General features: G+C 47.7%; 16 protein-coding genes and 1 riboswitch. Of the genes, 12 read left to right on the forward strand and 4 right to left on the reverse strand.

Features of this window, described 5'->3' with window-relative positions; genetic code table 11:
- Complete coding sequence (locus MHH76_RS02125; RefSeq protein WP_020450091.1) at positions 1-876, reverse strand: transporter substrate-binding domain-containing protein; 876 nt, start codon at positions 874-876, stop codon at positions 1-3.
- Positions 877-1,059: 183 nt separating this feature from the next.
- Between MHH76_RS02125 and MHH76_RS02130 the strand changes: the two genes are divergently transcribed.
- From MHH76_RS02130 to MHH76_RS02140, 3 genes are all read left to right on the forward strand, one after another.
- Positions 1,060-1,611, forward strand: coding sequence for an NAD(P)H-dependent oxidoreductase (locus tag MHH76_RS02130; protein ID WP_035337275.1), 552 nt, complete (start codon positions 1,060-1,062; stop codon positions 1,609-1,611).
- 95 nt (positions 1,612-1,706) lie between these two features.
- A complete protein-coding gene (locus MHH76_RS02135; RefSeq protein ID WP_020450093.1) occupies positions 1,707-2,432 on the forward strand; it encodes an AAA family ATPase in 726 nt (241 codons plus the stop codon).
- A 69-nt stretch (positions 2,433-2,501) separates the two neighbouring features.
- Positions 2,502-3,938, forward strand: coding sequence for a family 1 glycosylhydrolase (locus MHH76_RS02140; RefSeq protein ID WP_020450094.1), 1,437 nt, complete (start codon positions 2,502-2,504; stop codon positions 3,936-3,938).
- Positions 3,939-3,977: 39 nt separating this feature from the next.
- Here the strand turns inward: MHH76_RS02140 and MHH76_RS02145 are convergent, their stop codons facing one another.
- Together MHH76_RS02145 and MHH76_RS02150 are read right to left on the reverse strand one after the other, a co-directional pair.
- Positions 3,978-4,376, reverse strand: a complete 399-nt coding sequence (locus tag MHH76_RS02145; RefSeq protein ID WP_023855672.1) for a competence protein ComJ — start codon at positions 4,374-4,376, stop codon at positions 3,978-3,980.
- A 17-nt stretch (positions 4,377-4,393) separates the two neighbouring features.
- The gene (locus tag MHH76_RS02150; RefSeq protein WP_020450096.1) at positions 4,394-4,840 is read right to left on the reverse strand and encodes a NucA/NucB deoxyribonuclease domain-containing protein; all 447 of its coding nucleotides are present in this window, start codon (positions 4,838-4,840) and stop codon (positions 4,394-4,396) included.
- 302 nt (positions 4,841-5,142) lie between these two features.
- Here MHH76_RS02150 and MHH76_RS02155 point away from each other — a divergent pair, with 302 nt between their 5' ends.
- Positions 5,143-5,313, forward strand: a complete 171-nt coding sequence (locus tag MHH76_RS02155) for a hypothetical protein (RefSeq protein ID WP_023855671.1) — start codon at positions 5,143-5,145, stop codon at positions 5,311-5,313.
- Between the two features lie 5 nt (positions 5,314-5,318).
- Positions 5,319-6,122, forward strand: coding sequence for a protein kinase (locus MHH76_RS02160; RefSeq protein WP_025810788.1), 804 nt, complete (start codon positions 5,319-5,321; stop codon positions 6,120-6,122).
- Positions 6,123-6,445: 323 nt separating this feature from the next.
- Here the strand turns inward: MHH76_RS02160 and MHH76_RS02165 are convergent, their stop codons facing one another.
- Positions 6,446-7,186 (reverse strand): LXG domain-containing protein, encoded by a 741-nt coding sequence (locus tag MHH76_RS02165; RefSeq protein ID WP_020450098.1) that lies wholly within the window; start codon positions 7,184-7,186, stop codon positions 6,446-6,448.
- Between the two features lie 403 nt (positions 7,187-7,589).
- On the opposite strand from MHH76_RS02165, the gene MHH76_RS02170 reads away from it, so the two are divergent.
- From MHH76_RS02170 to licA, 7 genes are all read left to right on the forward strand, one after another.
- A complete protein-coding gene (locus MHH76_RS02170; protein ID WP_023855670.1) occupies positions 7,590-9,644 on the forward strand; it encodes a hydantoinase/oxoprolinase family protein in 2,055 nt (684 codons plus the stop codon).
- 2 nt (positions 9,645-9,646) lie between these two features.
- Positions 9,647-11,641, forward strand: a complete 1,995-nt coding sequence (locus MHH76_RS02175; RefSeq protein WP_075213478.1) for a hydantoinase B/oxoprolinase family protein — start codon at positions 9,647-9,649, stop codon at positions 11,639-11,641.
- Positions 11,642-11,643: 2 nt separating this feature from the next.
- Complete coding sequence (locus MHH76_RS02180; RefSeq protein WP_023855668.1) at positions 11,644-12,726, forward strand: ABC transporter substrate-binding protein; 1,083 nt, start codon at positions 11,644-11,646, stop codon at positions 12,724-12,726.
- A 9-nt stretch (positions 12,727-12,735) separates the two neighbouring features.
- Complete coding sequence (locus MHH76_RS02185) at positions 12,736-13,854, forward strand: ABC transporter ATP-binding protein (RefSeq protein WP_020450102.1); 1,119 nt, start codon at positions 12,736-12,738, stop codon at positions 13,852-13,854.
- On the forward strand, positions 13,841-14,707 hold the full coding sequence (locus tag MHH76_RS02190) for an ABC transporter permease (protein WP_025810784.1): 867 nt from the start codon (positions 13,841-13,843) through the stop codon (positions 14,705-14,707). The genes MHH76_RS02185 and MHH76_RS02190 overlap by 14 nt, the downstream gene beginning before the upstream one ends.
- The gene (locus tag MHH76_RS02195) at positions 14,700-15,512 is read left to right on the forward strand and encodes an ABC transporter permease (RefSeq protein ID WP_023855666.1); all 813 of its coding nucleotides are present in this window, start codon (positions 14,700-14,702) and stop codon (positions 15,510-15,512) included. Before MHH76_RS02190 ends, MHH76_RS02195 begins: the two co-directional genes overlap by 8 nt.
- A 467-nt stretch (positions 15,513-15,979) precedes the next feature.
- Positions 15,980-16,066: riboswitch (cyclic di-GMP riboswitch) on the forward strand.
- A 185-nt stretch (positions 16,067-16,251) separates the two neighbouring features.
- The gene (gene licA, locus MHH76_RS02200) at positions 16,252-27,000 is read left to right on the forward strand and encodes a lichenysin non-ribosomal peptide synthetase LicA (protein ID WP_326337365.1); all 10,749 of its coding nucleotides are present in this window, start codon (positions 16,252-16,254) and stop codon (positions 26,998-27,000) included.

A 27,000-nucleotide genomic window follows, 5' to 3' on the forward strand; every position in this document is an offset into this window, starting at 1 on the left:
CTATTTATTCACATCGACATCGACAAAGTCGATATCCTGCTTTTTCGAAACATCGGCACCGCCGAAAAACTTTTTCGAAATCTTTTTGATTGTGCCGTCCTTCAGCATTTCGTCAATCGTTTTGTCGAATTGTTTTTTTAGTTCTGCGTTTCCTTTTTTCATGATCATGCCTTGCTGATGCGGATAGTATTTAAGATCGGGATGAATAGTCAGATCCAGATCAGGCATTGCGGCGAGCGCGAGTTTTTGAAGGTAGTAGTCGTTTAAGATGACATCGGTTCTTCCATTCGCTACATCCTTTAAAAATTGGTCATTTGTTGCGTTGTCGTAAATGACTTCCTCAGCTCCGTATTGGCGCGCGATATCCATGTAAACTGTCGTAGCTGCGCCAGCGGCTTTCTTTCCCTTTAAATCTTCAAGCGTGTGGATGCCTGATAGATCTTTTTTGCGGACGATAGCCGTTCCGAATGAATATTTATAAGGCATAGAGAACAAAAACTTTTCTTTGCGGTCGTCGGTCATTGTAATATCGTTGGCAGCAGCATCCACTTGTCCGCTCCCGACCGCCGTCAGCATGCCGTCAAAGCCCATTTCTTTAAATTCGACATCCAGGTCGAGCCGTTTAGCCGCTTCACGGATGACTTCCACTTCGTAGCCGGTCAGCTTGTCTTTGCCGGAATCAGTGTCATGATATGAAGTAGGATAAAGGGTTCCCGAAGTCGCCACAACGATCTTCCCTTTTTCCTTTATCTCATCCCAGGCTGTTTTTTGATTTTCAGCCTTATTTTGAGTAGTGCTGCATGCAGCTGTTATAAGAGCGAGCGCTAACACCGTTATCAACAATGTAATGCGCTTATACGTATGCAATTTATTCACTTAAAAAATCCTCCTATTCCTTTAGTCAAGTAAACCATAGCACTGAAGTAGGGATTAGGCAATAAGATAATTAGTATTGGGAAAAAATAAAATAATTGATAGTGCAACCTGCTTTACTTTTTAAGGTGAAAGATGGAATCATAAAGATATTGGTAAATTGAAACACAAGGAGGATAAGAAAAGATGAAAAATATTTTAATCATCAACGGACATGAAGCCTATCCCCATGCAAGAGGACAGCTTAATCACACTATTTTTACAGCGTTGGCGGACAAGCTGGGTGAAAAATATGAAGTGAAAAAAACAGTGGTGGCAGACGGATATCAAATCCCTGAGGAGCACGAGAAATTCAAGTGGGCTGATGCTGTTATTTATCAGACGCCTGTTTACTGGTTCAGTGTTCCTGCTTTATTTAAAAAATATATTGATGAAATTTATGAGTACGGGCTTTTTTATCAAGGGTCTGAAGACTACGGCAGAGGCGGGCTGTTTACAGACAAAAAGTATATGTTTTCAACCACATGGAACGCGCCCAAGGATGTATTCTCCAAAGAGGGGACATTCTTCGAAGGTAAAAGCCTTGATGAAGCGCTCTTTCATTTGCACAAAATGCAGGAATTCGTCGGCATGAAGCCTTTAAAAACATTCTCTGTTCATGATGTCATCAGCAATCCGCAAGTAGATCAATATTTAGCTGATTTGGACGCCCATTTAAAAGAAGTATTTTCGATTTAAGTCAAGAGGTTTGTGCTCAGGCGCAAACCTCTTTTTTCGTTATCCTCTAAGAAAACGTGATACAGTTGAGTAAAAGCAAAGCAGGGGTTGCTCGCATGTTTTTAAAAAAGCTGACTTTACTTCGGGAAAAAGTTCCTTCTTATGCAAAATATCCATTTTCAATTCCTGCTATTCAACATTTAAAAGAACTGACGTTTCAAAAAAACGTAACATTTTTTGTGGGGGAAAACGGATCAGGCAAATCGACGCTGCTTGAAGCAATCGCAGATAAATGCGAATTTAACACGGCTGGCGGGGGAAGAAATAATACATATGAAGTGTACGGTTCCGGTTCGGATTTGGGAGACTATATCAGATTGTCATGGCTTCCTAAAGTAACAAACGGCTTTTTTCTGCGCGCCGAATCTTTTTATCATTTTGCTACTCATATTGATGAAGTAGACATCACCGGTTTTCGAGGCTACGGAGGCAGATCTCTTCACGAGCAATCACACGGTGAATCTTTTTTATCGCTTTTCAAACATCGTTTTAAAGAGAAGGGAATCTATCTTCTCGATGAGCCTGAAGCTGCTTTATCCCCGGCAAGACAGCTGGCATTTTTGAAAATTCTTCATGATTTGACGAAATCAAACCAAGCTCAGTTTATTATCGCCTCTCACTCCCCCATTTTATTAGGGTATCCGGAAGCCGACATCTTCAGTTTTGATGGTGAACAAATCACTGAAGTGAACTATGAGGATACGGATCATTACACCTTAACCAAGTATTTTCTTCAGCACCGGGAAAAGCTTCTGGCGGAGCTGTTTTTAGATGATGTTTGATCTGAAACGCGTTTCATAGGATATGATAAAGTGCATCCGGATCAAAATACGAAACAGGAGTTGAGCAATATGATTCATCAGCAATTACGCCCATTTCCAAACCATTTCCTATGGGGATCAGCTTCAGCAGCCTATCAGATCGAAGGGGCCTGGAAGGAAGACGGCAAAGGCCTCTCGGTTTGGGATGTGTTCACAAAGATTCCCGGCAAAACGTTTAAAGGAAGCAATGGAGACATTGCGGTCGACCATTACCACCGTTTTAAAGAAGATGTTGCTTTAATGGCCGAGATGGGGTTAAAAGCATACCGTTTTTCAGTCAGCTGGCCGAGGATTTTTCCCCAAGGCAGGGGAGAAGTCAATGAAGCGGGCTTGAGATTTTACGATGACTTGATTAATGAGCTCCTTGCTCATGATATTGAACCCGTTTTGACGCTTTATCATTGGGATCTTCCCCAGGCTTTAATGGATGAATACGGCGGCTTTGAATCCAGAAGGATTATAGAGGATTTCAATACGTATTGCGTTACGCTCTATAAGCGGTATGGGGACAGGGTCAAATATTGGGTGTCCCTTAACGAGCAAAATTACAATTTTAATCATGCCTTTATCACAGCGATGCATCCTCCGGGTGTGAAGGACAGGAAACGCTTCTATGAGGCTAACCATATTGCATTTCTGGCGAATGCAAAGGCAATCGATTCTTTTCGCCGGTATGTTCCCGATGGAAAAATCGGACCGAGTTTTGCTTATTCGCCTGCATATCCGCTCTCCAGCCGTCCGGATGATATCCTCGCTTTCGAAAATGCTGAGGAATTTACAAATTATTGGTGGCTTGATGTGTATTGCCGGGGAACATATCCGGGCATTCCTTTGAAATATCTGAAGGAAAAAGGCTGGGCGCCGACAATTGAGGAGGGGGATATGGAGCTTTTAGCAAAAGGAAAACCTGATTTCGTCGGTGTGAATTATTATCAAACCATCACATATGAAATGAATCCTCTAGACGGAGTAGCGGAAGGAAAGATGAATACGACCGGCCAAAAGGGCAGCAACCAGGAAACAGGTATGCCCGGTTTATACAAAACAAAGAGGAATCCTCATCTTGAGACATCGAATTGGGATTGGGCCATTGACCCGATCGGTCTAAGAATCGGGCTTCGCAGGATTTCCAGCCGCTACGGGCTTCCGCTTTTCATAACGGAAAACGGGCTTGGGGAATTCGATAAGGTTGAAAATGACGGCACAATTCATGATGATTACAGAATTGCCTACTTGCGTGCGCATCTTGAACAGTGCAGACAGGCTTTAAACGACGGAGTCGATTTAATCGGCTACTGCAGCTGGTCTTTTACAGATTTATTGAGCTGGCTGAACGGCTACCAGAAGAGATACGGTTTCGTTTATATTAATCGTGATGAAGAGAATGTAAAGGACTTGAAGAGGATTAAAAAAGACAGCTTTTACTGGTACCAAAATGTCATTCAGACAAACGGGGAAGAGCTTTAGGAGAAGGGCGCCGGTGACACCGGCGCCTTTATTCTTTGATCAGGCCTGTTTAAAATCGAGAATATAGGTGATCTTCGCAGTGCTGCTTTGATCAGGCATAATCGTATAGCATGTCAGCTGATAGACGCCTTGCGGGATGTCGCATGACAATTTCTTGGATAGGACGCTTGCAATTTCGACCCCGCCATGAAGCACGTCGAAAGAAACGGTGACGCGCCTGTTAAAGGAGGGAACCTGTTCCTGGACATTCAAACGAACTTCTACTAATGATGCCGTATTATCGAGAGCTTCAAACGAGACCGCGTGTTCTCCCGCTGTGTAGCCTCTTTTAATATCCTCGTCTGTCCAATCCATAACGGGCGGCTTTCCGCCTTTTTGATAAACGGTAAACTGATGGTATGACATCGTCATTTCTTCTGCTTCCCACTTTTTGATCAAAGAACGTACCTCCAGTGTTATTTAATCTTGAAAAGTATTTTCGTGCCGTCCGGATAATCGCTTACCTGATTGCCCACCCAAGATCCTGCTCCACGGTTATCAGAAGGACTGATATACTCGACGGAAGCACCTGTTCCGCCTTCTTCGCACATGGCCATCGGCCACTCGTCGCGGTCATAGCCCGATTTGGAAGGAACATCTTTTAACGATTCCTTTCGGCGTTCGTCGGCTCCGTCCCTGTCGATCGTACAGATTTTAGAATGCCCTTTCTTGATGGCCTTTCGAATGTGCGCGCCTGTTTCAGGATAGCGGTCCGACGGGAAAATCAGCACTTCATCATAGTCTGAGCCGTTTTGCCGGCCTGAAGGCTGGTGTTCTGAAGTGAAAAAATCGCCGGATATAATGCCGATGATCACGACGGCGACGGCGAGCAAGGTGATCAGCAAAGATTTAATTTTGTCCATTCGTGTTGTCCTGCTTTCTTATAAGTTGAATCACTCAGCCGCAGCGGGCCGGAAGTAAATACAACTTTATTATCGTAAAAATGATTTGAGAAATAAAGGGGAGATTAATAGGTTTTTCCTCCTGAAAAGCTGAATTTTAGTCTATCATATCGCCTTTTTTTAAAATTTTGCCGGTTCGTTTAGAAGGTTTTAGAGGTTCAAAATTTAAATTTCTCATATGGAAGAAAAACTTTCGAGCCCCCCTTATCAAGCTTTCCTGCGCGAATGATATGAAATACAAGACAGAAAAGGAGCTGACTGAGTTGCTTCGTAAGCTATTGAAGGCACTTCAAAACGGTAAAAACCGACGATACAGCAGCAGTGACTACGGACGGAAATCATACAAAAAATACAGCAGCAGCGATTATAAAAGAAAAGGGTACGGTCATCACCATTACAAAAGAAAGCATAAGAAATTTTTCGGCAGCAGCTAAATCGCGTGAAAACATTGATGAGATGGCTGTTTGACCGCCCGCTCAAAAAAGGAACCGTCTTGGAGGGGAGATATCGAATCAACCGTGTGCTCGGGATGGGCAGCTACGGTATCACATATCTTGCCGAAGAACTTGGGAGATCCGGTTTCCGCGTCATCAAGCAGCAGAGAAAGACAAAAGCATGGACATCAGCCGGCCGGAGGTCTTTCAACCGCGAGGCTGAAATTTTGCGGGAATTGGATCTGCCTGCCGCGCCCCGTATATATGAGGTGCTTCAAGCGGCCGGCGAGCGGTTTATCGTAATGGAATATATCGAAGGAAAAACCTTTGAAGATTTGCTCTTTTATGATGGACATGTCTTTGATGAACAGCAAACGATCAGCATATTGAAGGAAGTGCTTCACAGCGTTTCATTTCTTCACAGGAGAGGGATTATTCACCGCGATTTGAGGATTCCCAATTTGATTGTGAGCGGAGGAACGATCCGCATTATAGATTTCGGACTAGCATGCCATCTGACTGAAAGAGAACGTGTTGATGACCGGCACCCGGAAAAAAGGCTGATGCGTGCTGTTTCCGTCAAAAGTGACTTTTATGCGCTGGGACATTTCGCATTGTTTCTCCTGTACTCCGAGTTTACTCCGTCCGGCGAGGAAGAAAAAAGCTGGGAAGAAGAACTCTGCCTATCGTCCGGGTTTACATCCGTTCTGAGGAAGATGTTGCAAATTGATCAGCCGTATGAGCGTGCAGAAGATATTATCGGCGACTTGACTTCCTGTACGGCGAAAAAGATGAAGCAGCCGTTTTAACGACAGCCCAGCGTGTCGACAAACCCTCGCAGTCGTTGTCAGGCCTGCTAAGTCGGTCTGACGAATAGAAGGAGGATCGGGAGGCTGACGTTCTGAGGGTCACGCTGAAAGGATGACAAAATCCCAAAACTAAAAGTCGTTTTGGGATTTTGTCAACGCGAGAAGATTAATTTTTGTCCCCAATTTCAACTTAAATCGTTTGCTCTTCACTGCATTCCCCTTTTTGTTTCACCAGTAAATACATATCGGTTAAGACGGAGACGTTTTGACAAGATGAACAAAAAACCCCGTTGTGAAAACGGGGTTTTAAACAATTTGAAAGCCTAAAGTTCCTCTGCTTTTTCGGCTTTTTTTGTTTCATACTGTTTTTGTTTATTTGCGATGTAGCTTCTGGCCTCTTGATGCATACGCTGTTTCAGTTTGTAGACTTCGCTGTTTTGATAGATATGTGAATTGTAGTTTAGCGGAGATGCATTTTTCCCTTTTCCTGTTGCGTCGATCAAGGCGGAGTAGTCGGACTGGATCATTTGCTGAATTTGCTCAGAGGCCGAGTATTCTCTTTTGAGCAGCCCGTCAAGATCCTCGACAGCTTTAATCGTGTCTTTTCTGTTTTGGTTTGCAGCATCGAGCTGCTGTTTGATTTCATCGGAAGAGAATGGCTGTAGCGATATTAAATCATCAATCTGTCCTAAAATATTCGACAGTTCTTGTTGCTGTGCAGAGACCATGTTTTGAGAGTGAATGTGGACATTTGCAAGCTCCTGTTCAAGAAATTGAACATCAACGAATGTGTCCTCTGAAAGTCCGGCATTTTCGGCCGCAGCAGATACACCATTCAGAAACTGAATCTGCATATCAGCTAAATCCAGCCAGCCGTCTACGATCCCTGATTGGTCTCTGTAAAACGCTTTAATGGCATCAGCGCCTTTTCCTTGGAACTCATCAAGTTCTGTGACGCTGTTTAACGATTGTTTTAAGCTGACGAGCTGTTCTCTCAAGTTTTTATATTCATCAGATCTTTGCTTCATAGCTGATAATAGGGTTTCCGCTTCGTAGACTTTCATTGGAAATCTGCCCTTCCTGCGACTTATATAGTACAGAGTGTACCACTTTGTCACAGGGGATTGGGCAATAAATCCTGAATATCCATGAAAATGAATCTTTGTGATCAAATTTGTAAGCTCTTTAGGCTTTTTGTCGTGATAGGAGACTTTTGATTTAATAGTTAATTAGTCCCTTTTATGGCGGAGTTGTGTCGTCGGACTGAAGAAAAGCAGACAACTAAAAATGTGAAATACTGTGAACAACACAATTGAAAATGTGATGATATGGTATCTTAAAATTAAATATTAAATAAAAAAGACTCGGAATATTGTAATTAAACATAATTGACTACTTTCTCATGCTTGATTAGTATAATAGTAAAATATTTTTAAAAAAGGATATTTTTAAAAGGGGGGATCAGGATTGAATGAAGAAGGTTACCGGCTTGGAATTGATATTGGAGGAACTTTTACCGATCTTACATTGTTAAACCAGGCGGACGGGAGCATGACCGCAGTTAAAACGCCGACCGTTCCCGAAGATCCGGCCCAAGGGATCATCAACGGTTTGGCTCTCTTGAAGACCCAGGGTGTTCACCCTTCAGAAATTCATCACTTCGTACACGGCATGACAATCGGTTTGAACACATTATTACAACGCAAAGGGGCTGATATTGCTTTATTCGTAACCGAAGGTTTCCGTGATATTCTTTCGCTTCAACGCCTCCGGCTTCCGATACCGTACGATTTTAGATCGAGAATGCCGGAGCCCCTTATTCCCCGGAAAAACGTGTTTCCCATTCAAGAAAGAATGCTTTATGACGGCTCTGAAAAGCTGCCGCTCCATAAGGAAGAGATCGATGAGGCGGTTGGACAAGTTTTAAGAAAAGGATTAAAAGGAATCGTTGTTTCTTTTTTGCACAGCTATCGGAATCCGCTTCATGAACGCCAGGCTGCAGAACGGATCAGACAAATAGCACCTGAGCTTGAGGTTGCAACGTCTGCGGAGCTTTGGCCGCAAATGAGGGAATACGAACGGACGGTTATGGCCGTCGCAAACCTATACATCAAACCGAATGTCCATCACTACTTTCGAACGCTGAAAGAGAGGCTCGCCCTGGAAGGAATTTCAGCGCAGCCGTTTATCACCCAGTCTAACGGAGGACTGATGGACATTGAATCGGCTGCCGAGGCACCTGTCAAAACGCTTTTTTCCGGACCGGCAGCAGGGGTCATCGGTGCCATCAGAACGGCGGAAACCGCCGAAGAGGCGAATATCATCACATTTGATGTCGGAGGAACTAGCGCGGATATTTCGATTGTTGAAGAAGGGGAGCCGACTTTTACACAGTCAAATCAAATCTCTGGATTTCCGATTACGATTCCGTCTGTAGCGATGTATTCGATCGGTGCTGGCGGAGGGTCGGTGGCATGGATTGACAGCGGCGGTCTCTTGAAAGTAGGACCGGAGTCAGTTGGATCTGATCCGGGGCCGGCTTGTTACGGAAAAGGAACAAAGGCCGCACTTACAGATGCGTTTCTTATATGTCATTATTTAAATCCAAACCGGTTTGCATCAGGAAATATGAAACTGTACCGGGAAAGATCCGAAAAAGCGCTCCTCCCGGTTGCCGAATATTTAGGCACAGATGTGGAGCAGGCCGCGGATCAGATGATTCAGGTTGCGCTTGCCAATATGTACACGGAACTAAGCAATGTTATGGAGCAAAACGGGTTTGACCCGCGTGAATTCAGCCTCATGGCCTTTGGAGGCGCAGGACCGGTCACTGCTAATTTTTTAGCTGAGGAAATTCAGGCCAAAAATGTGCTGATCCCGCCGCATCCGGGAACCTTGTCCGCTTTGGGCGCACTGACGGCGGATTTTATTTATGATGCTGTATGTTCAAGACAGGTGCTGCTTGAACAAATAAAAACGGCCGAGTTAAAAGCGGAGTTTGTAAGGCTGCAAGAGCAAGCGGAAACATGGCTGCGGAAACAGCAGGCGGAGATGCTGCCGGAAACCTCTCTTCTTTACTTGCTTGATGCCCGTTATAAAGGTCAGGCATACGAAATTGAGCTCCTTGTTTCACCGGAATGCCTGGAAGGCAAAAGCACGAGTGAAATCGCGGACTCCTTTCACCTCTTACATGAAAAGCAATATGGACACAGCGATGAGAAAGCAAGCATTGAGTTGATGAATATACGCGTCCGCATCATAGGCAAGACACCGAAGCCGCCAGGCGGTAAAGGAGGCCGAAGTGATCTGCCCGAGGCTGAACCGGTCAGCCAAAGAAAGATCATCATAAAAGGCGGTACATATCAAACCGCTGTATACCAACGTTCAGATTTAAGTTGCGGTCAGAGAATAAATGGGCCGGCCATTGTTGAGCAAGATGATACAACGACGCTGATTTTGCCAAATTGGAGCGGAAAAACTGATCATGCCGGAAATTTGATCATTGAACGGAAGGAGAGCTGACCATGCGCACAGATCCTGCCCGGCTGGAAATGATGAGAAGCTACTTTAACGCGATAGCCGCGGGAATGGGACACGTTATTGAACGGACGTCCTTTACCACATTTGTAAAAGAGTCAGCTGATTTCGCTACTGCGCTTGCGACGCCGGAAGGGGAGTTTTTCGTTTATCCGAAAACGGTCGGCGTCACGATTTTTTTAGGCCTTTCATTAAAACGGATCATCGAAGAAAGCGGCCCATTTGAACCGGGAGACATTATCCTCACAAATGATCCCTATACAACGGACGGATTAGCGACCCACTTGCCTGATATACATGTAGTGAAGCCGATTTTCATGGAGGGCGAGGTCATCAGTTACGCGTGGTGTTTTGTCCATTGCAGCGATGTCGGCGGCCTTGTTCCGGCAAGCATTTCGCCGACAGCGACAGACATCCATCAGGAAGGCCTGAGGATACCGCCGGTGAGAATTTACAAAGCGGGAAGAGAAAATCGCGATATATTGAATGTGCTGCGGGCAAACAGCAGGGTTCCCGACTTAAATGAAGGGGATATTCATGCGATGGTGGCCGCGGTCAATACGGCGGAGAACCGATTGACAGAGATGGTCGGCAAGTTTGGAAAAGAAGCGGTCCAACAAGGAATGGATGATTTGCTCGAACAAGCAGCGATGAGAGCCGGCCGGGTTATCAGCGGGATTCCGGAAGGCACATACAGTTTTTCAGACTATCTTGATGACGATATGATTTCTGACGTTCCGATCCGCTTAGCTGTTACGGCAAACGTCTCCGGAGGGGAAATCACATTGGACTTTTCAGACTGTGATCCCCAGGTGAAAACCGCATTTAACCTTGTCACTAATGGAAGCAAACATTCATTTCTATTTCAGGGCCTGATCAACTTTATCATAAGTGAAGACCCGTATATTCCGGTTAACGGGGGACTGACAAGGCCGATCAAAGTCATCGCTCCGAAAGGTACACTGGTTCATCCGGAATATCCAGCGGCCGTCGGAATTCGTCATTCGATTACGATGAGACTTTATAATGCCGTACTGGGCGCTTTGGCCAAGGCGCTTCCGAAAGCTGTGCCTGTAGCAGGCGCCGGTCAGTCAGCGATTGTCGTACTGTCGGTTCCCGACGAATCAACGGGCGGCCGGAAGATGTCCGTGGTCGAACCGATGGGAGGCGGAGGAGGCGGCCAGCATGACATGGACGGAGCAGACGGTATTGACCATGCATCCGGATTTTTGAAAAATACGCCGATTGAAAGCCTTGAACAGCACATTGACATCCATGTCCGCCGCTATGAGCTGATTAAAGATACCGCCGGAGCCGGTTTTCACAGGGGCGGCCATGCAATCGGGCTGGAGTTTGAAGCGACGGCGCCAGAATCGATTGTGACCGCAAGAGGGATGGAGAGAATGCGATTTCATCCGTGGGGGCTCGCCGGGGGAACGGCAGGAGAGCTCGGACGGGTGCGTCTTTATCCGGAGCAGCCTCAGGAGAAAACGATTTCAAAGATCGACGTTTTAAAGCTCAACAAAGGGGATGTTATCAGCATTCATTCGCCTGGCGGCGGAGGCTGGGGAGATCCATACAGCCGGGAAGCTGAATCGATTTTGAGGGAAGTTGAATCGGGCTTGCTGAGCCCGGAAGCGGCATACCATCAATACGGCGCGGCTGTAAAAGAAAACGATGCAGGCTCATTCATTATTGATCTGGAAGAAACAGCTGAAATCAGAAAAAAGAAAGCAGGCGAACCTCGGAAACATTGGGATTTCGGGCTTGCTAGAGAAGAATACGAACGGTGCTGGACAGAGGAAGCCAGCAGCACATTGGCCCGGATTCTGCGACAGTTTCCGGCTCATCAAAGATCACATGTTAAACATCTAGTCCACCGTTATTTTTCAAAAGAACATAACGGTTCGATCAGCAAAGGCGATGTTGCGGCCGCTGTGGAAAAACTGGCTGGCAAAAATAACACGGGAATGGTGAGATGACAATGAAAAGTAAAATTTCTGCTTTATTTATTCTGTCTCTTGTAGCGGTGCTCCTTCTTTCGGGCTGCGGCGGAAAAGGTAGTCAGGAAAGCAAACAATCAGATACAGTCGTTATCGGCGTCTATGGAGGCGATTGGGAAAAACATATTAAGCCTAGCCTCGAATCTTTTGAAAAAGAAACAGGGCTGAAGGTCAAAGTCGTCGCAGGGACAGACTCTGAGTGGTTTACAAAGCTCAAAGCTGCAAATGGCAGAAATGCTCCGTATGATCTCTTAATCCTGCAGCCGGATACGATTCACAGGGCACAGTCGGCGGGATTACTGGCGCCGATTGATCAGGAAAAGGTTCCGAATGTCCGCGATCTGTATCATTCCGTTCAGAAACGCTTCACTGATGATGGAAAGCAGTATGCGGCCGGTTTCAGTATGGGGCAGCTCGGAATTGTCTACCGAAAGGACCTTGTACCGCAGGAGCCTAAACGCTGGACGGATCTTTGGAACAGCAGCTATAAAGGTCATGTGGCCATATCATCGCCGGCTTATTCGGCGGGACTTCAGTTTTTTGTAGGATTAATCAATGCCCAGGGCGGCCTGGAGTCAAATGGGAAAGACGTGGATAAAGCGTTCAACAGTTTGACGGATTTAAAGAACAACATAACAGCCTATCCCGATAATCCGGGCTCGATACAAACACTTTTGGAACGCGGGGATGCATGGGTTGTCCCGTTTTGGGACGGACGCGCTTTTTCTTTGCAGGACGCCGGTCTTGACCTGGGATTTGCATATCCCGAGGAAGGTGCCGTCGCAGCAGTTGCAAGCTGGGCTTTGATGAAAGGAAGCCCTAATCAGGATAACGCATACAAGCTGTTAAATCACCTGCTCAGTCCAAAAGTGCAAGGAGATTTTGCCGATAGAACATTTTACGGCATGGCCAATAAAAAAGTGAAATACAGCGATAAATTAAAAGGAAAGATTAAAGTAGGGGAGGACTATTACAGGAATTTAAAATGGGTTGACTATGAAGTCGCGGCAAAAGATCTAGGCGATTGGACAAATCGCTGGAATCAAGTACTTGGCGGAAAATAGGTGACAAACATGAGCGCAATTCAGATTCAGCATGTCAGCCGGCATTTCGGAAACACCATCGCATTGGAAGACGTACAGCTTGAAGTCAAAGAAGGGGAATTTTTCTCTCTCCTCGGTCCGAGCGGCTGCGGAAAGTCAACGCTCCTTCATATCATTGCCGGGTTCCTTGAACCGACGTCAGGGTTTGTATATATAGGAGGAAGAGATGTAACTGATTTGCCGCCATACGACCGACATATTGGAATGGTTTTTCAGGATTATGCTTTATTCCCGCATCTCAGCGTATTTGACAATGTTGCATACGGATTGAAAGTTCGAAAATGGCCCCGCCGCAAGATTGAAGAACGGGTGATGGAAAGCCTCGCCCTTGTCAGGCTTGAAGCGTTTGCTAATCGCATGCCCCGTCAGCTGAGCGGGGGCCAGCAGCAGCGGGTGGCGATTGCCCGGGCATTGGCGATTCAGCCGTCTGTGCTATTGCTAGACGAGCCGCTGAGCAACTTGGATGCGAAACTTCGAAAAGAAATGCAGACGGAGCTGCGCAGCATCCAAAAGCGCGTCGGTATTACAACGATTTTAGTGACGCACGATCAGGAGGAGGCTTTAAGCTTATCAGACAGAATTGGAATCCTCGGCTGCGGCAGGCTTCAGCAGCTCGGCACTCCGTTGGACGTGTACCGCACGCCTGCTAATCAATTTGTCGCCGAATTTATCGGACAGGTCAATTTGCTGAAAGCGCGTGCGTCGAAGATACAGCCTTCATCAGGCGTTTATGGCTATGAAGCGGTCGATTTTGAAATATATGAAGGTGTTCCGCTGACTTTTGAAATCAGCCGGAATCTCTTAAAAAAATCCTCTGTATTGTTCATGGTGCGGCCCGAGAGAATCTCAGTCTCTTTCGAGAAACAGAAGAACAGGCTGATTGAAATGCCTGCAACGATAACGGAAGTCAGTTATGCCGGGCATGCTCTCAGGCTGAAAGCCGCTGTTTTCAAAGGAGAATGGATCATTCAGGCGCCCGATCCTCAATTTCCAAGATTGCCGAAGGCGGGGGATCAAGTGTATCTTTCTTTGGATCCGGACGATTTTGTTCCGCTCGATGTAAAGGAGGATGCAGATGGGTGCTCTTGAACAAAAACGGTTTTATTGGGTTTTGCTTGTTCCCGTCCTTTTATTTCTCGGCGTTTTTCTCGTGTTGCCGCTTGTTCTGCTGCTGTTATTAAGTTTCAGAGACGTGGACGCTATGATGAATACGCTCGATACGTACAGTTTTTCTCAATATGTCGAAGTGTTCTCTTCGGACATTTATTTGAAAACCATCGGTATAACGCTTTGGACGGCGTTGAAGACCACTGTATTATGCCTTGTGATGGCGTATCCGGCAGCATATTTACTCGTTAAGGCGCCGACCGGCAGGCTGCGGGCTTTGTTTTATATATTGCTTGTTTCTCCTTTACTGACCAGTGTTGTCATTCGGACGTTTTCCTGGATTGTGCTGCTTTCGCAAAACGGGATCGTCAATGAGGCGCTTATCAGCTTGAAGCTGATTGAAAAGCCCCTGCCGCTTTTATGGAATATGAACGCCGTCATCATCGCATATGTCCAGGTTATGCTGCCGTTTGCTGTGCTGCCGCTTGCCGGTTCTTTAAGCGAAATGAAACCGGATCTTAAATTTGCTTCGATGAGCCTTGGAGCGGGGAGGCTTCGGACATTTTTTTTCGTGACCTTGCCAATGACGGTTCCAGGATTGCTGACAGGAGCAATGATCGTGTTTTCGCTTTCGGCCGGAAGCTATATTACGCCTCTTCTCGTCGGCGGAAGGATGCAGCCGCTGCTGCCGTTATCAATCTATCAGCAGGTCATGCAAGTCTTTCATCTTCCTCTTGCAGCAGCTATGTCGATTACTTTATTAGCCGTTGTCAGCGTGGTTATTGGAATCCTTGGCTTTTTCCAAAAGCGTTGGGAGGCGAGAATAAATGGGTAGACAATTGCGCCGTTTGTCTGGGGGAAAGTGGATTGATGTGTGCGTTTGGGCGGCGGGTTTATTGGTATACCTTTTTTTGGCGCTGCCTGTATTTGTGATTATACTGTCGGCTTTCAGCCCGGACGAATATCCGAAGTTCCCGCCATCCGGCGTCTCGCTGCGCTGGTTTGCCGGAGTTTTCAGCAGCAGCGGCTGGATGGAATCGATTTGGGTCAGCGGTATGCTGCTTCTCGTTGTAACGCCTCTTGCGGTGATCCTCGGAACAGTTGCAGCTTATGCATTGGCGCGGCTGAACTTTCCTGGAAAACAGGGCATTCAGGCTTTTATTTTATCGCCGTTGATGATTCCTCAAATCGCATTAGGCGTGTCATTTCTCTATTTATTGACAATGCTTGGGGTAAACGGCACATTTGCCGGCCTGGCCGCCGGGCATATGCTGATCAGCCTTCCGTATGTCTTACGGACGGTCGGCGTCAGCATGGCGAACGTGGATCCGAAGCTTGAACTGGCATCCATGAATCTTGGCGCAGGTCCATGGTATACTTTTTTTCATGTTACCTTGCCGCTCATTAAACCGGGAATCATTGCGGGAGCCGTTTTTGCCGCTGTGACGTCATTCGGGGAAGTATCAATCAGTCTGTTTGTTTCTTCACCTGCTGTCACGCCTGTACCGGTGCGCACGTTCAGCTATATTGACCAGACGTTTGATCCGAGTGTTAATGCGATTTCGGTTATTTTTATCACAGTTTCAGTGATCGCGCTGATCATCATCGAGCGGACGATCGGGCTTTCAAAAACCGTGTAGCAGGCGAAACTCAGCCTGCTTTTTTGTATGGAACACCGAAAGTATTTCAAGATACCGTTTAGGAGGAGACAGCTCAGTGATTTTCCGTTCTGCTTCAATGTTTTCGCAAGCTGTTTGTCTTTTCTCGTATCAGTTTAAACGGCTGGGTAAAAGAAACGTTTTATTTGAATGAACATTGTAAAAGAAAACGCCTAAGCCTTAACGGATTTTCATGATTTATTCATGAAGTTAAGGCTGTTTTTTTAATATTTTAATATATTCTTTATCTAGGATTTGGAATTTTTTGCGGAATTAAGCGGTTTTTTTCGTTTTCCCGCATATTTTTTTGTCGATTTCGGTATCACGCATTAACATTCATGGATAACATTCGGCATCCCGCATGAAACTTTTCACCTATTTTTCGGTGAAAAAAACAAAATTTTCATTTAAAGTGAACTGTGAGCAGAAAATGAATTTATATCAATAAAAGCAGATAAAGGCAAACCTGCGGAAACGCAGGGACGCAAAGCCATGGCCTAAGGTACTGACGGTGCTACGGTTGACAGGTTGCCGAATAAACAGGGAGTTCGCCCGTTTTTATTCGGGTGGACTCTTTTCTTTTTTTATTTCCAAAATAATGTTTTATTGGAAATGACAAATCTGTGACAGCGTTTTTCGCTCATCGCAATACCGCAACATTGCATTGCGGCTTGGCTGTTCGCATCGTCATACATAGCAAAAGATAAAGGAGGAATAAAAAATGGGAAACACATGTTACCCGCTGACACATGCTCAAAGGAGAATTTGGTACACTGAAAAGTTCTATCCCGGCACAAGTGTTTCAAATTTGAGCGGCTTTGGAAAATTAAAATCTGCCTCTGGAATCGATTCCGGGTTATTGACTGAAGCCATTCGCCAGTTTGTCCGTACAAATGAAACCATGCGATTCAGACTGTTGTTTGAAGGAGGGGATGAGCCGAAGCAATATATAGCGGAAGACGAACCTTTCCGGATTGAATATTTCGACGCTTCAGAAATCGGAGGAGCGGACGGCGTTCTTAAATGGGGACAAGCTGAGGCGCGTCGACCCCTGCCTTTGTATGAAAGTCCGCTGTTTAAATTTGCCGTCGTTCGCATTAGTGAGGAAGAAAGCTGGTTTTTTGCAAAAGTTCATCATATCATTTCCGACGGTATTTCGATGACGATCTTGGGCAACCGCATTACAGACATTTATTTGAAGCTTGCTAAAGGGGAAACCGGCCTCGAACCTGTTCAGTCATCATTTACGGAACATATTCAGAGTGAGTTGGAGTATGAAAATTCGAAGCGGTTCCAGAAGGATAAAGCATATTGGAACGCACAATATGAAGTGATTCCGGAGCCCGTATCGTTAAAGGCGAGCGATACGTATCAGATCCAATTGAATGCAGCCCGCTTTTCAAAAGAGATTTCCCCTGTCCTGTATAAAAAAATTCAAACGTATTGTAAGGAACACAACATAAGTGTGCTCTCCCTGTTCTTATCCATTTTGCACATTTATATGCACCGGATAACCGGACAAAAAGACGTCGTTCTCGGAACATTTATGGGTAACCGGACAAATGCAAAAGAAAAACAGATGCTCGGGATGTTCGTATCGACGATTCCAATGAAAGCCTCCATTGATGTACACCAGGACTTTAGTGCATTTGTGCAGGAAAGAATGAAAGATCAGCTTAAGATCATTCGGCATCAAAAGTATCCGTACAATCTGCTGATTAATGATTTGCGGGAAAGACAGCCGCATGTCAGCAAATTGTTCGCCGTCTCACTGGAATATCAAGTTATGCAATGGCAGAGGAAAGAAACGTTGTCATTTCTTACTGAGCCGATTTTCAGCGGCAGTGAAGTAAACGATATTTCCATTCACGTGAAAGAGAGATGGGATACCGGGACGCTTGCGATTGATTTTGATTACAGGGAGGAGCTTTTCACCTGTGAAGAAATGGCCGTTTTATATGAACGGCTGATGACGCTGCTTGAAGATGCCTTGTTGTTTCCGCAAAAAACAATCGCTGAACTGGAGATTGTTCCCGCATTTGAAAAAGAGCGGCTGTTAAAGCGTGCATCAAGCCAAACCATCGCATATGACAAGAACATGACCCTGCACGGTTTATTCGAACAAAAAGCAGCCGATCATCCCGAAAAAACCGCCGTTGTATATGAAGGACAAAAACTTTCGTACCGTGAGCTGAATGAACAATCGAATCGTCTGGCAAGGGCGCTTCGAAGAAGAGGCATCGGGCCTGACGCTCCGGCTGCGATAGTGATGGAGCGGTCAGAGCGGGTTATTACGGCGATGCTGGGCGTTTTGAAAGCCGGCGGAGCTTATGTACCGATCGATCCCGGATTTCCGGAAGAAAGAATTCGCTTTATGCTGGAGGATTCAAAGGTCAAAGTGGTTATCACAGACAGCGGGCTGACTTTTGAAACGGCCGAAACTGTGCGGTTCAGCGAAGCGCTTTCTGAATCGCTGGAAAACGGTCACCCGTCTTCAGAGGCAGGCGCCGGGCACCTTGCATATATCATTTATACTTCCGGGACAACGGGCCGTCCAAAAGGCGTCATGATTGAACACAGGCAGGTCCACCACCTTGTAAGAGGGCTTCAGCAGGCCGTTGGTGCATATGATCAGGATGATTTGAAGCTGGCACTTCTGGCTCCGTTTCATTTTGACGCTTCCGTTCAGCAGATTTTTACGTCTCTATTGCTTGGCCAAACGTTGTACATCGTACCGAAAAAGACGGTTTCCGACGGACGCGCTTTATCGGATTATTACCGCCGCCATCAAATCGATGTGACAGACGGTACGCCGGCTCATTTGCAGCTTTTGTCTGCTGCCGATGATCTTTCAGGTGTCAAACTGAGGCATATGCTTGTTGGAGGAGAGGCATTATCAAGGGTCGCAACGGAAAGGCTGCTTCAATTATTTGCAGAAACAGCTGAATCCGTGCCTGATGTAACGAATGTTTACGGCCCGACTGAAACTTGTGTGGATGCTTCTTCTTTTACGATGACAAACCACGCAGATCTTCAAGGCGATACGGCCTATGTCCCGATCGGCAGACCGATTGGAAACAACCGTTTTTATATTTTGGATGAAAACGGTGCACTCCTTCCTGATGGTGTCGAAGGGGAATTGTATATTGCAGGAGACGGAGTCGGCCGAGGCTATTTGAACTTACCTGACATGACCGCAGACAAGTTCTTGGAAGACCCGTTTGTCCCCGGAGGTTTCATGTATCGAACAGGGGATGCAGTACGTTGGCTTCCTGACGGTACGGTTGATTTCATCGGCCGAAAAGACGATCAAGTGAAAATCCGCGGCTACCGGATCGAGCTTGGCGAGATAGAGTCGGTGCTGCAAGGAGCCCCTGCTGTCGGAAAAGCAGTTGTCCTCGCGCGGCCCGAAACCGGCGGCAGCCTTGAGGTTTGCGCTTATGTCGTGCCAAAACAAAGCGGGGAAATTCACCTTCAGGGGCTGAGGGAGCATTTATCCAAGCATCTGCCTGACTATATGATACCTTCCCACTTTGTCGAGCTTGATGAAATACCGCTGACGGGAAGCGGCAAAGTCGACCGGAAAGCGCTGCTTCGCCATGAAGTCTCTGTCAGCGGGACTGCAGAGTATGCGGCACCGAGAAATGAATATGAAGAAAAAATGGTGGGTATATGGCAGGAAGTGCTCGGAACTGAACAAGTCGGAATCCACGACCAGTTTTTTGAACTGGGCGGCCATTCTCTCAAAGCGATGGCCATGCTGGCAAAAATTTATAAAGCTTTCGGTGTCGAGGTTCCGTTGCAAGTCCTGTTCGAAAAACCGACAGTGGCGGCGTTAAGCGGCTTTGTTTCTGAAGCGGAGAAAGACGGATTCACGGTTATTGAACCTGCGCCGGAAAGTGACGATTATCCTCTCTCATTGGCGCAGCAGCGAATTTATATCGTCAGCCAGCTGGAGGATGCCGGAGTCGGCTACAATATGCCGGCCGCGGCGATGCTTGAGGGCACCCTTGATGTTCAGCGCCTTGAAGCTGCTTTTCAAAAACTGATTGATAGGCATGAGGCGCTGCGCACTTCGTTTACAGTTGTCGATGGCGAGCCGAGACAGAACATTCATCAAAGGGTTCAGTTCAAGATTGAGAAGGTTAAAGCAGATGGGAAGCCGATCGAACAAATGGCGAAATCTTTTGTCCGCCGCTTTGATCTCGCCAAAGCTCCGCTGATGAGAGCAGGTCTCGTCCGTCTCGCAGACCGCAGACATGTGCTGTTGTTCGATATGCATCATCTTGTGTCTGACGGCGTATCGATTTCGATCATATTGAATGAGCTGGCCGCACTGTATAAAGGGGAAGAACTGCCGGAGCCGAATTTGCATTACAAAGATTATGCTTTCTGGCAAAGGACGCAGGCACAAAAAGGTTTTCAAAAAGAAGAGGCTTATTGGCAAAGCGTGTTCGCCCGCGAGCTTCCCGTACTGCAGCTGATAACGGATGAGCCGAGGCCGTCTGTTCAAAGCTTTGAAGGAGACAGGGTATCCGCAGTCCTGCCAAAAGACATGAAAGAAAAATTAGCCGTGCTGGCAGAGCAAAACGGCGCGACATTGTATATGGTCATGCTGGCCGCATACAACATGCTGCTAGCAAAGTACTCCGGGCAGGAAGATGTGATCGTCGGAACGCCGGCGGCCGGCCGCAGACATTCCGATCTGGAAGGAATCATCGGCATGTTTGTCAATACGCTGGCGATCCGTTCAAAAGTGGAGTCGGGCAGAACGTTCAGAGACTTCCTGCATGATGTAAAGAAAACGGTAATCGACGCTTTTGAGCATCAGGAATATCCGTTTGAGCGGCTTGCGGAAAAGGTTGGTGCATCGCGCGATTTAAGCCGTCATCCCGTCTTTGACACGATGTTTATTTTGCAAAATGCATGGGAAGACATTCCGATGTTCGGCGATTTGCACCTCTCGATTTATGAAACGAACTTCAATATTGCAAAGTTCGACCTAACGCTGCAGGCGAAAGAAGAGCAGGGAGAATTGATTCTCGATTTGGATTACAGTACGAAGCTGTTTAAAAAAGATACGGCAGAAAGGATGCTGAAAGCATATTTGCACCTTCTGGAGGGCATGACGGCTGATCCGCTGCGCAGAATCGGCGAGTACAGCCTTTTGACAGAAGAGGAAACGAATCGTCAGCTCGTCGCGTTCAACCCCGCGGCAAGCGATTATCCGAGGGAGAAAACGATCGTTCAGCTATTTGAGGAACAGGCGGCGGAAAGAGGCGGACATCCCGCCCTGCAATTTGAAGACAAAGTATGGTCATACGGTGAGCTCAATCGGAAAGCGAACCAATTGGCGAGGCGCCTCCGCGAAAGAGGTGTACAGCCCGGCACGACGGCAGCCATTCTCACCGCCAGGTCGGCTGAAATGGTCATCGGCATTCTCGCTGTGCTGAAAGCCGGCGCTGCTTATGTGCCGATCGATCCGGATCATCCTGAAAAACGTGTGCAACATTTCTTCGAGGACAGCGGAGCGGCGGTTCTTTTAACGCAAAAGGCGATGAAGCCGCTCGCTGAGGCGGCTGAATTTGGCGGCGACATTCTATTTCTTGAGGATGAACACCTTTATCTGGGAGATGCGTCTGATTTGCGCCTTCCGATTTCACCGGAAGCAATGGCCAATCTAACGTATACATCCGGAACGACTGGGACGCCTAAGGGCAATATGGTTTCTCACCGGAATATATTGCGTACGGTAAAAAACACAAATTACTTGGATGTGATGACATCCGATATCGTTCTTTCAATTTCAAATTACGTGTTTGATGCCTTTATGTTTGATGTGTTCGGTTCATTGCTGAACGGCGCCAAGCTGGTGATAGCTCCAAAAGACACGATTCTTGATATGAGCCGGCTCGCACATGTACTTGAAAAAGAAAAGGTTACCGTCTTAATGATCACGACCGCATTATTCAATCTGCTGACAGACATGCGGCCGGACAGTTTGAAGGGACTCCGCAGGGTTCTGTTCGGCGGCGAACGTGCATCTGTCGATCATGTCAGAAGAGCTCTGAACACAGTTGGCAAAGGACGGCTGCTTCATATGTACGGCCCGTCTGAGAGCACTGTCTTTACAACCTATTATCCAGTCAACGAAGTGCCGGACGATGCGCAGGCTATACCGATCGGAAAGCCTGTCAGCAATACGGAGGTTCTGATTCTTGATTCATTCGGCAATGTACAGCCGGCAGGGGTTGCGGGAGAATTGTGCGTCGGCGGAGACGGCCTTGTCCGCGGCTATTTTAACCGCCCGGAACTGACGGCTGAAAAGTTTACGGAACATCCGTTCAAAACCGGTGAGAAGATTTACCGGACGGGCGATATGGCGAGATGGCTTGCCGACGGATGTCTCGAATTTATCGGACGGATTGATCATCAGGTCAAAATTCGCGGACAGAGGATCGAGCTGGGCGAAATCGAGCACCATCTCCTCACACATGAAATGGTTCAGGAAGCCGCTGTTCTTGCTGTTGACACCGGGAAGAGAGATCAAATGATCTGTGCTTACTTTACGGCCGATCAGGAGCTTTCTAGTGAAGAGCTTCGCCGATATGCGGCAGAAGGTCTGCCGGGCTACATGATCCCGTCCGTGTTTATGCAGCTGCAGGAGCTTCCGCTCACAGGCAATGGAAAGGTCGACAGAAGGGCGCTGCCTGAGCCGGATGTCACGCAGGCCGCGCAAAAGGAATATACGGCGCCAAGGAGCCGAACAGAAGCACAGCTTGCCGATCTTTGGCAGGAGGTGCTCAATGTACCGAAAATCGGTGTGCATGACAATTTCTTTGAACTTGGCGGACACTCTTTAATCGGAATGACGCTCATTGCCCGTATCCAGCAAGAGATGAATGTTGATCTGCAGCTGAAAGATTTGTTCCAGGCGCCGACAATCGAAACCCTGGCGCAGGCTGCGGAAAAAACTGAGAAAAAATCAGCCGTTTATATTGAAGCGGTGCCGGACCGGGATACGTACCCGGTATCTTCGGCGCAAAAACGGCTGTACGTCCTACAGCAGATTGAAGGCGCAGAGAAAAGCTATCACATGCCGGCCGTTCTCCAGCTTGAAGGGAAGCTTGATTTGAAGCGCCTCGAGTCTGCCGCGCAAATGCTGATCAAGCGCCATGAAGCATTCCGCACGACATTTGAAATCAAGGACGGCGAACCTGTTCAGCGGATTTGGGAAGCTGCGGAATTGACCATTGATGTCATCGATGCAGATGAACAAGAAGCGGAAAAGCTGATTAAAGAATTCATCAGGCCGTTTGATTTAACAAAAGCCCCGTTATTTAGAATGAGCATCATACGTTTCACGGGAGAAAAACATCTTTTGCTTGTGGATATGCATCATATCATTTCAGACGGCGCTTCTGTCAGCGTCCTGATCGATGAAATGACAAAGCTTTATGCTGGAGAGGCGCTTGAACCGCTGAGGATTCAGTATAAAGACTTTTCTGTATGGCAGCAGCATCTGCTGACAGAACGGCACAAAGTGCAGGAGGAATACTGGCTCAAGGAGCTGGCCGGCGAGCTGCCTGTTTTGACGCTTCCGGCAGACTATCCGCGTCCTTCTATTCAAACGTTTGAAGGAAGCCGTCTCAGCTTTGCGCTGAAACCGGAGCTTGTCCAGCAGCTGAGAAAACTGGCCAAGGAAACGGACAGCACTTTATACATGGTGCTCGCTGCCTCATACAGCGCGCTTTTATCCAAACTGAGCGGACAGAGCGAGGTCATTGTCGGCTCTCCGGCTGCCGGGCGGCCGCATACTGATTTGAACCGGATCATCGGCATGTTTGTCAATACGCTTGCAATAAGAACGCGTCCTGAAGGAGACAAGCCGTTTTCTGCATTCCTTGAGGAAGTGAAAGAAACGACGCTCGGCGCGTTTGAGCATCAAGATTACCCGTTTGAAGAACTCATCGAGAAGCTGAACATCCAGCGCGACATGAGCCGAAACCCATTGTTTGATGCCGTCTTTTCAATGCGAAATGCCGATTTGAAGGACTTGTCAATGGAAGGGATCACACTCAAGCCGTATGATTTTGCCCATCAGACTGCGAAGTTTGACCTGACGCTGACAGCGGCGGAAGAGGACGGACTTCTCGTTTTTGAAATGGAATACAATACAGCTCTCTTTAAGCATGAATCGATCGAGCGCTGGCGCGGGTACTGGGTCAATCTGCTCGAAGCGGTTGCCGAAAATCCGGATGCCCGCCTTTCAGAGCTTTCGCTTCTGGATGAAGCGGAAAAACGGCGGATCGTCCAAAATTGGAATGAGACGAGACTGGCTGTGCCGCAGGACAAAACGGTCCATGAGCTGTTCGAAGCGCAAGTTCTCCGCACGCCTGACCGTGGGGCAGCGGTGTACAACGGCGTGAAGTGGACGTATAAAGAGCTGAACGCACGGGCGAACCGTCTGGCCCGGCTGCTGATCGAAAAAGGGGCCCGTCCTGAACAGCGGATCGGGATCATGGTCAAGCCTTCGCTTGAAATGGCCGCTGGCGTGCTCGCGATTTTGAAAGCGGGAGCGGCCTATGTGCCGATCGATCCTAGCTATCCGGCTGAACGGATCGGATACGTGCTGAAAGACAGTGGCGCAGAGCTGCTTCTGACGCAAACAAACTTAGCCGCACCTGAAGAATTCAGCGGTGAAACACTTCTTCTCGATTCGATGCTGAGCGAAGAAATCACAAAAGACGATGAGGTGAACCCACAGGCAGGTACACAGTCTGACAACCTGGCCTACTTGATCTACACATCGGGCACGACCGGCCAGCCGAAAGGCGTCATGGTCGAACACCGGTCGCTTGTGAATTTGTGTTATTGGCATAATGACGCCTTTAAGGTCACCGAACAGGACAAAAGCGCGAAATATGCCGGCTTCGGCTTTGATGCTTCCGTCTGGGAAATGTTCCCGTACTGGATCGCCGGAGCGGAGCTTCACATCATCGATGAATCGATCCGGATGGATATTACGCGCTTGAATCAATACTTTGAAGAGAACAAAATAACGATCACGTTCCTGCCGACACAGTTGTGCGAACAGTTCATGGAGCTGGACAACCAGTCGCTGCGCGTGCTGCTTACGGGCGGAGACAAGCTGAAACGGATCGCAAAACGCTCCTACACGCTCGTCAACAACTATGGACCGACGGAAAACACGGTCGTCGCGACGAGCACGGCGATTGATCCTGATAAAGGAATGCTTTCAATCGGAAAGCCGATCGCCAATACGCGGGCGTATGTGCTAGGACAAAACAACGAAGTCCAGCCCGTCGGTGTCGCGGGTGAGCTGTGCATCGCCGGCCGCGGGCTTGCGCGCGGCTATCTGAACAAGCCAGAGGAAACGGCGAAGCGTTTTACGGAAGACCCGTTTGTGCCGGGCGAGCGCATGTACCGGACGGGGGACGCGGTCAAATGGCTGGAAGACGGACGGCTTGAGTACATCGGCCGAATCGACCAGCAGGTGAAAATCCGCGGCTTCCGGATCGAACTTTCTGAAATCGAAGTCCAGTTCGCGCGGCTCTCCGAAGTGCAGGAAGCCGTCGTCACCGACATCGAAGACGCCTGCGGCAACAAAGCGCTGTGCGGCTATGTCGTTGCGAATGAACAGCTTGATACAGAAAGCCTCGCCCGGAAGCTGGCGCAGACGCTCCCGGACTACATGGTACCGTCATTCTGGGTGCAGCTTAAAGAGCTTCCGGTTACGGCGAACGGAAAAGTCGACCGAAGGGCGCTGCCTCAGCCTGACGTCGAAGCGCAGACAGCCGAATACAAAGCGCCGCTTACAGAAACGGAACAGCTGTTGGCGGACATTTGGCAGGAGGTTCTCGGTATAGACCGAATCGGGATCACAGACAATTTCTTCGCGCTCGGCGGAGACTCGATCAAAGGAATTCAAATGGCAAGCCGGCTTCAGCAGCACGGGTGGAAGCTGGAGATGAAGGACTTGTTTCAGCACCCGACGATCGGAGAGCTGAGTGCTTATGTTCAAGCGGCTGACGATCAGCCGATCGATCAGAACCCTGTCGAAGGCGAAGTCACATTGACGCCGATTCAGCGCTGGTTCTTTGAGCGCCGATTTACGAACGAGCATCACTGGAATCAGTCGGTCATGCTTCACGCTTTAACGGGATTCGACCCGGAAACGGCAGGCAAGGCTTTAAGCAAGCTGATCGAACATCATGACGCACTTCGCATGGTTTATCAACGAAATGGAGACGGGATTGTTCAGTACAACAGAGGGCTGGAAGAAACAGCGGTTCGCCCTGAAGTCATCCGCTTCAATGAATCGGGCGCTGAACTTGAAGCTGCCGTGTTGAAGGCATCAAACCGGATTCAAAGCAGTATCGATTTAACCGAAGGCCCGCTTTTGAAAGCGGCGATCTTTAAAACGGATCAAGGCGATCATCTTCTCATTGTTATTCATCATCTCGTTGTGGACGGAATCTCATGGAGAATCCTCCTTGAGGATTTCGCCGCCGGGTACGCCCAGGCTGAAAAAGGGGAGCCGATTATTCTTCAAGACAAGACGCACTCTTTTGCTGAATATGCGGCTCGCCTGGAAGAATATGCAGGGTCAAAAGCTTTCGCAAAAGAAATCGGCTATTGGCAGGAAATCGAACAGGCGGAGACGGCAGCGCTCCCGAAAGACGATGAAGCAGAGGACAAGCGGATGCGCCATACGAAAACGGCTGAGTTTTCCCTCTCAAAAGAAGAAACGGAACAGTTGATGACAAAAGTTCATGAAGCATATAACACGGAAATGAACGACATTTTGCTTACGGCGTTGGGCTTGGCGCTGAAAGAGTGGACGGGGCAGGAAGACTTTATCATCTGCTTAGAGGGACACGGCCGGGAGGACATCATAGACGGCTTGAATATTTCCCGGACGGTCGGCTGGTTTACAAGCCAGTTCCCGGCGCTGATTCAAATGCGCCATTCAGGGGATATCGGCTATCAAATCAAACAGATCAAAGAAGAATTGCGCCACATTCCGAATAAAGGAATCGGCTATGGCATTTATCGTTATTTGACCGAAGAAGGCAAAAAGGCGAAGCCGATCAAGCATGATATCAGCTTCAACTATTTGGGCCAGTTTACAGAGATGGCGGATTCGGGTCTGTTCACGAGATCAACTTTGCCATCCGGCGATCCGCTCAGCCCGGAAACGGAAAAACCGAATGCGCTGGACATCGTCGGCTATATCGAAGACGGTATTTTGACAATGTCAATCGCTTATCATTCACTCGAATATAAAGAAAGCACCGTCGCCGCTGTCGCCGCAAGCTTTAAAACTTATTTGCTGCAATTGATCGATCATTGCTTAGAGCGGGATGGGGGCGAACTGACCCCGAGCGATCTTGGAGATGACGAACTCACGCTTGAAGAATTAGATAAATTGATGGAGATTTTCTAA

This window comes from Bacillus sp. FSL L8-0193 (genome assembly GCF_037976065.1).
GTDB lineage: Bacteria > Bacillota > Bacilli > Bacillales > Bacillaceae > Bacillus > Bacillus paralicheniformis.

Excerpts from the sequence above, each read along its gene's own strand:
- MHH76_RS02175 (WP_075213478.1), top strand. The coding sequence starts at position 9,647 with ATGCGCACAGATCCTGCCCGGCTGGAAATGATGAGAAGCTACTTTAAC.
- MHH76_RS02140 (WP_020450094.1), top strand. The coding sequence starts at position 2,502 with ATGATTCATCAGCAATTACGCCCATTTCCAAACCATTTCCTATGGGGA.
- MHH76_RS02195 (WP_023855666.1), top strand. The coding sequence starts at position 14,700 with ATGGGTAGACAATTGCGCCGTTTGTCTGGGGGAAAGTGGATTGATGTG.
- MHH76_RS02180 (WP_023855668.1), top strand. The coding sequence starts at position 11,644 with ATGAAAAGTAAAATTTCTGCTTTATTTATTCTGTCTCTTGTAGCGGTG.
- MHH76_RS02135 (WP_020450093.1), top strand. The coding sequence starts at position 1,707 with ATGTTTTTAAAAAAGCTGACTTTACTTCGGGAAAAAGTTCCTTCTTAT.
- MHH76_RS02150 (WP_020450096.1), bottom strand. The coding sequence starts at position 4,840 with ATGGACAAAATTAAATCTTTGCTGATCACCTTGCTCGCCGTCGCCGTC.
- MHH76_RS02165 (WP_020450098.1), bottom strand. The coding sequence starts at position 7,186 with ATGAAAGTCTACGAAGCGGAAACCCTATTATCAGCTATGAAGCAAAGA.
- MHH76_RS02185 (WP_020450102.1), top strand. The coding sequence starts at position 12,736 with ATGAGCGCAATTCAGATTCAGCATGTCAGCCGGCATTTCGGAAACACC.
- MHH76_RS02190 (WP_025810784.1), top strand. The coding sequence starts at position 13,841 with ATGGGTGCTCTTGAACAAAAACGGTTTTATTGGGTTTTGCTTGTTCCC.
- licA (WP_326337365.1), top strand. The coding sequence starts at position 16,252 with ATGGGAAACACATGTTACCCGCTGACACATGCTCAAAGGAGAATTTGG.
- MHH76_RS02130 (WP_035337275.1), top strand. The coding sequence starts at position 1,060 with ATGAAAAATATTTTAATCATCAACGGACATGAAGCCTATCCCCATGCA.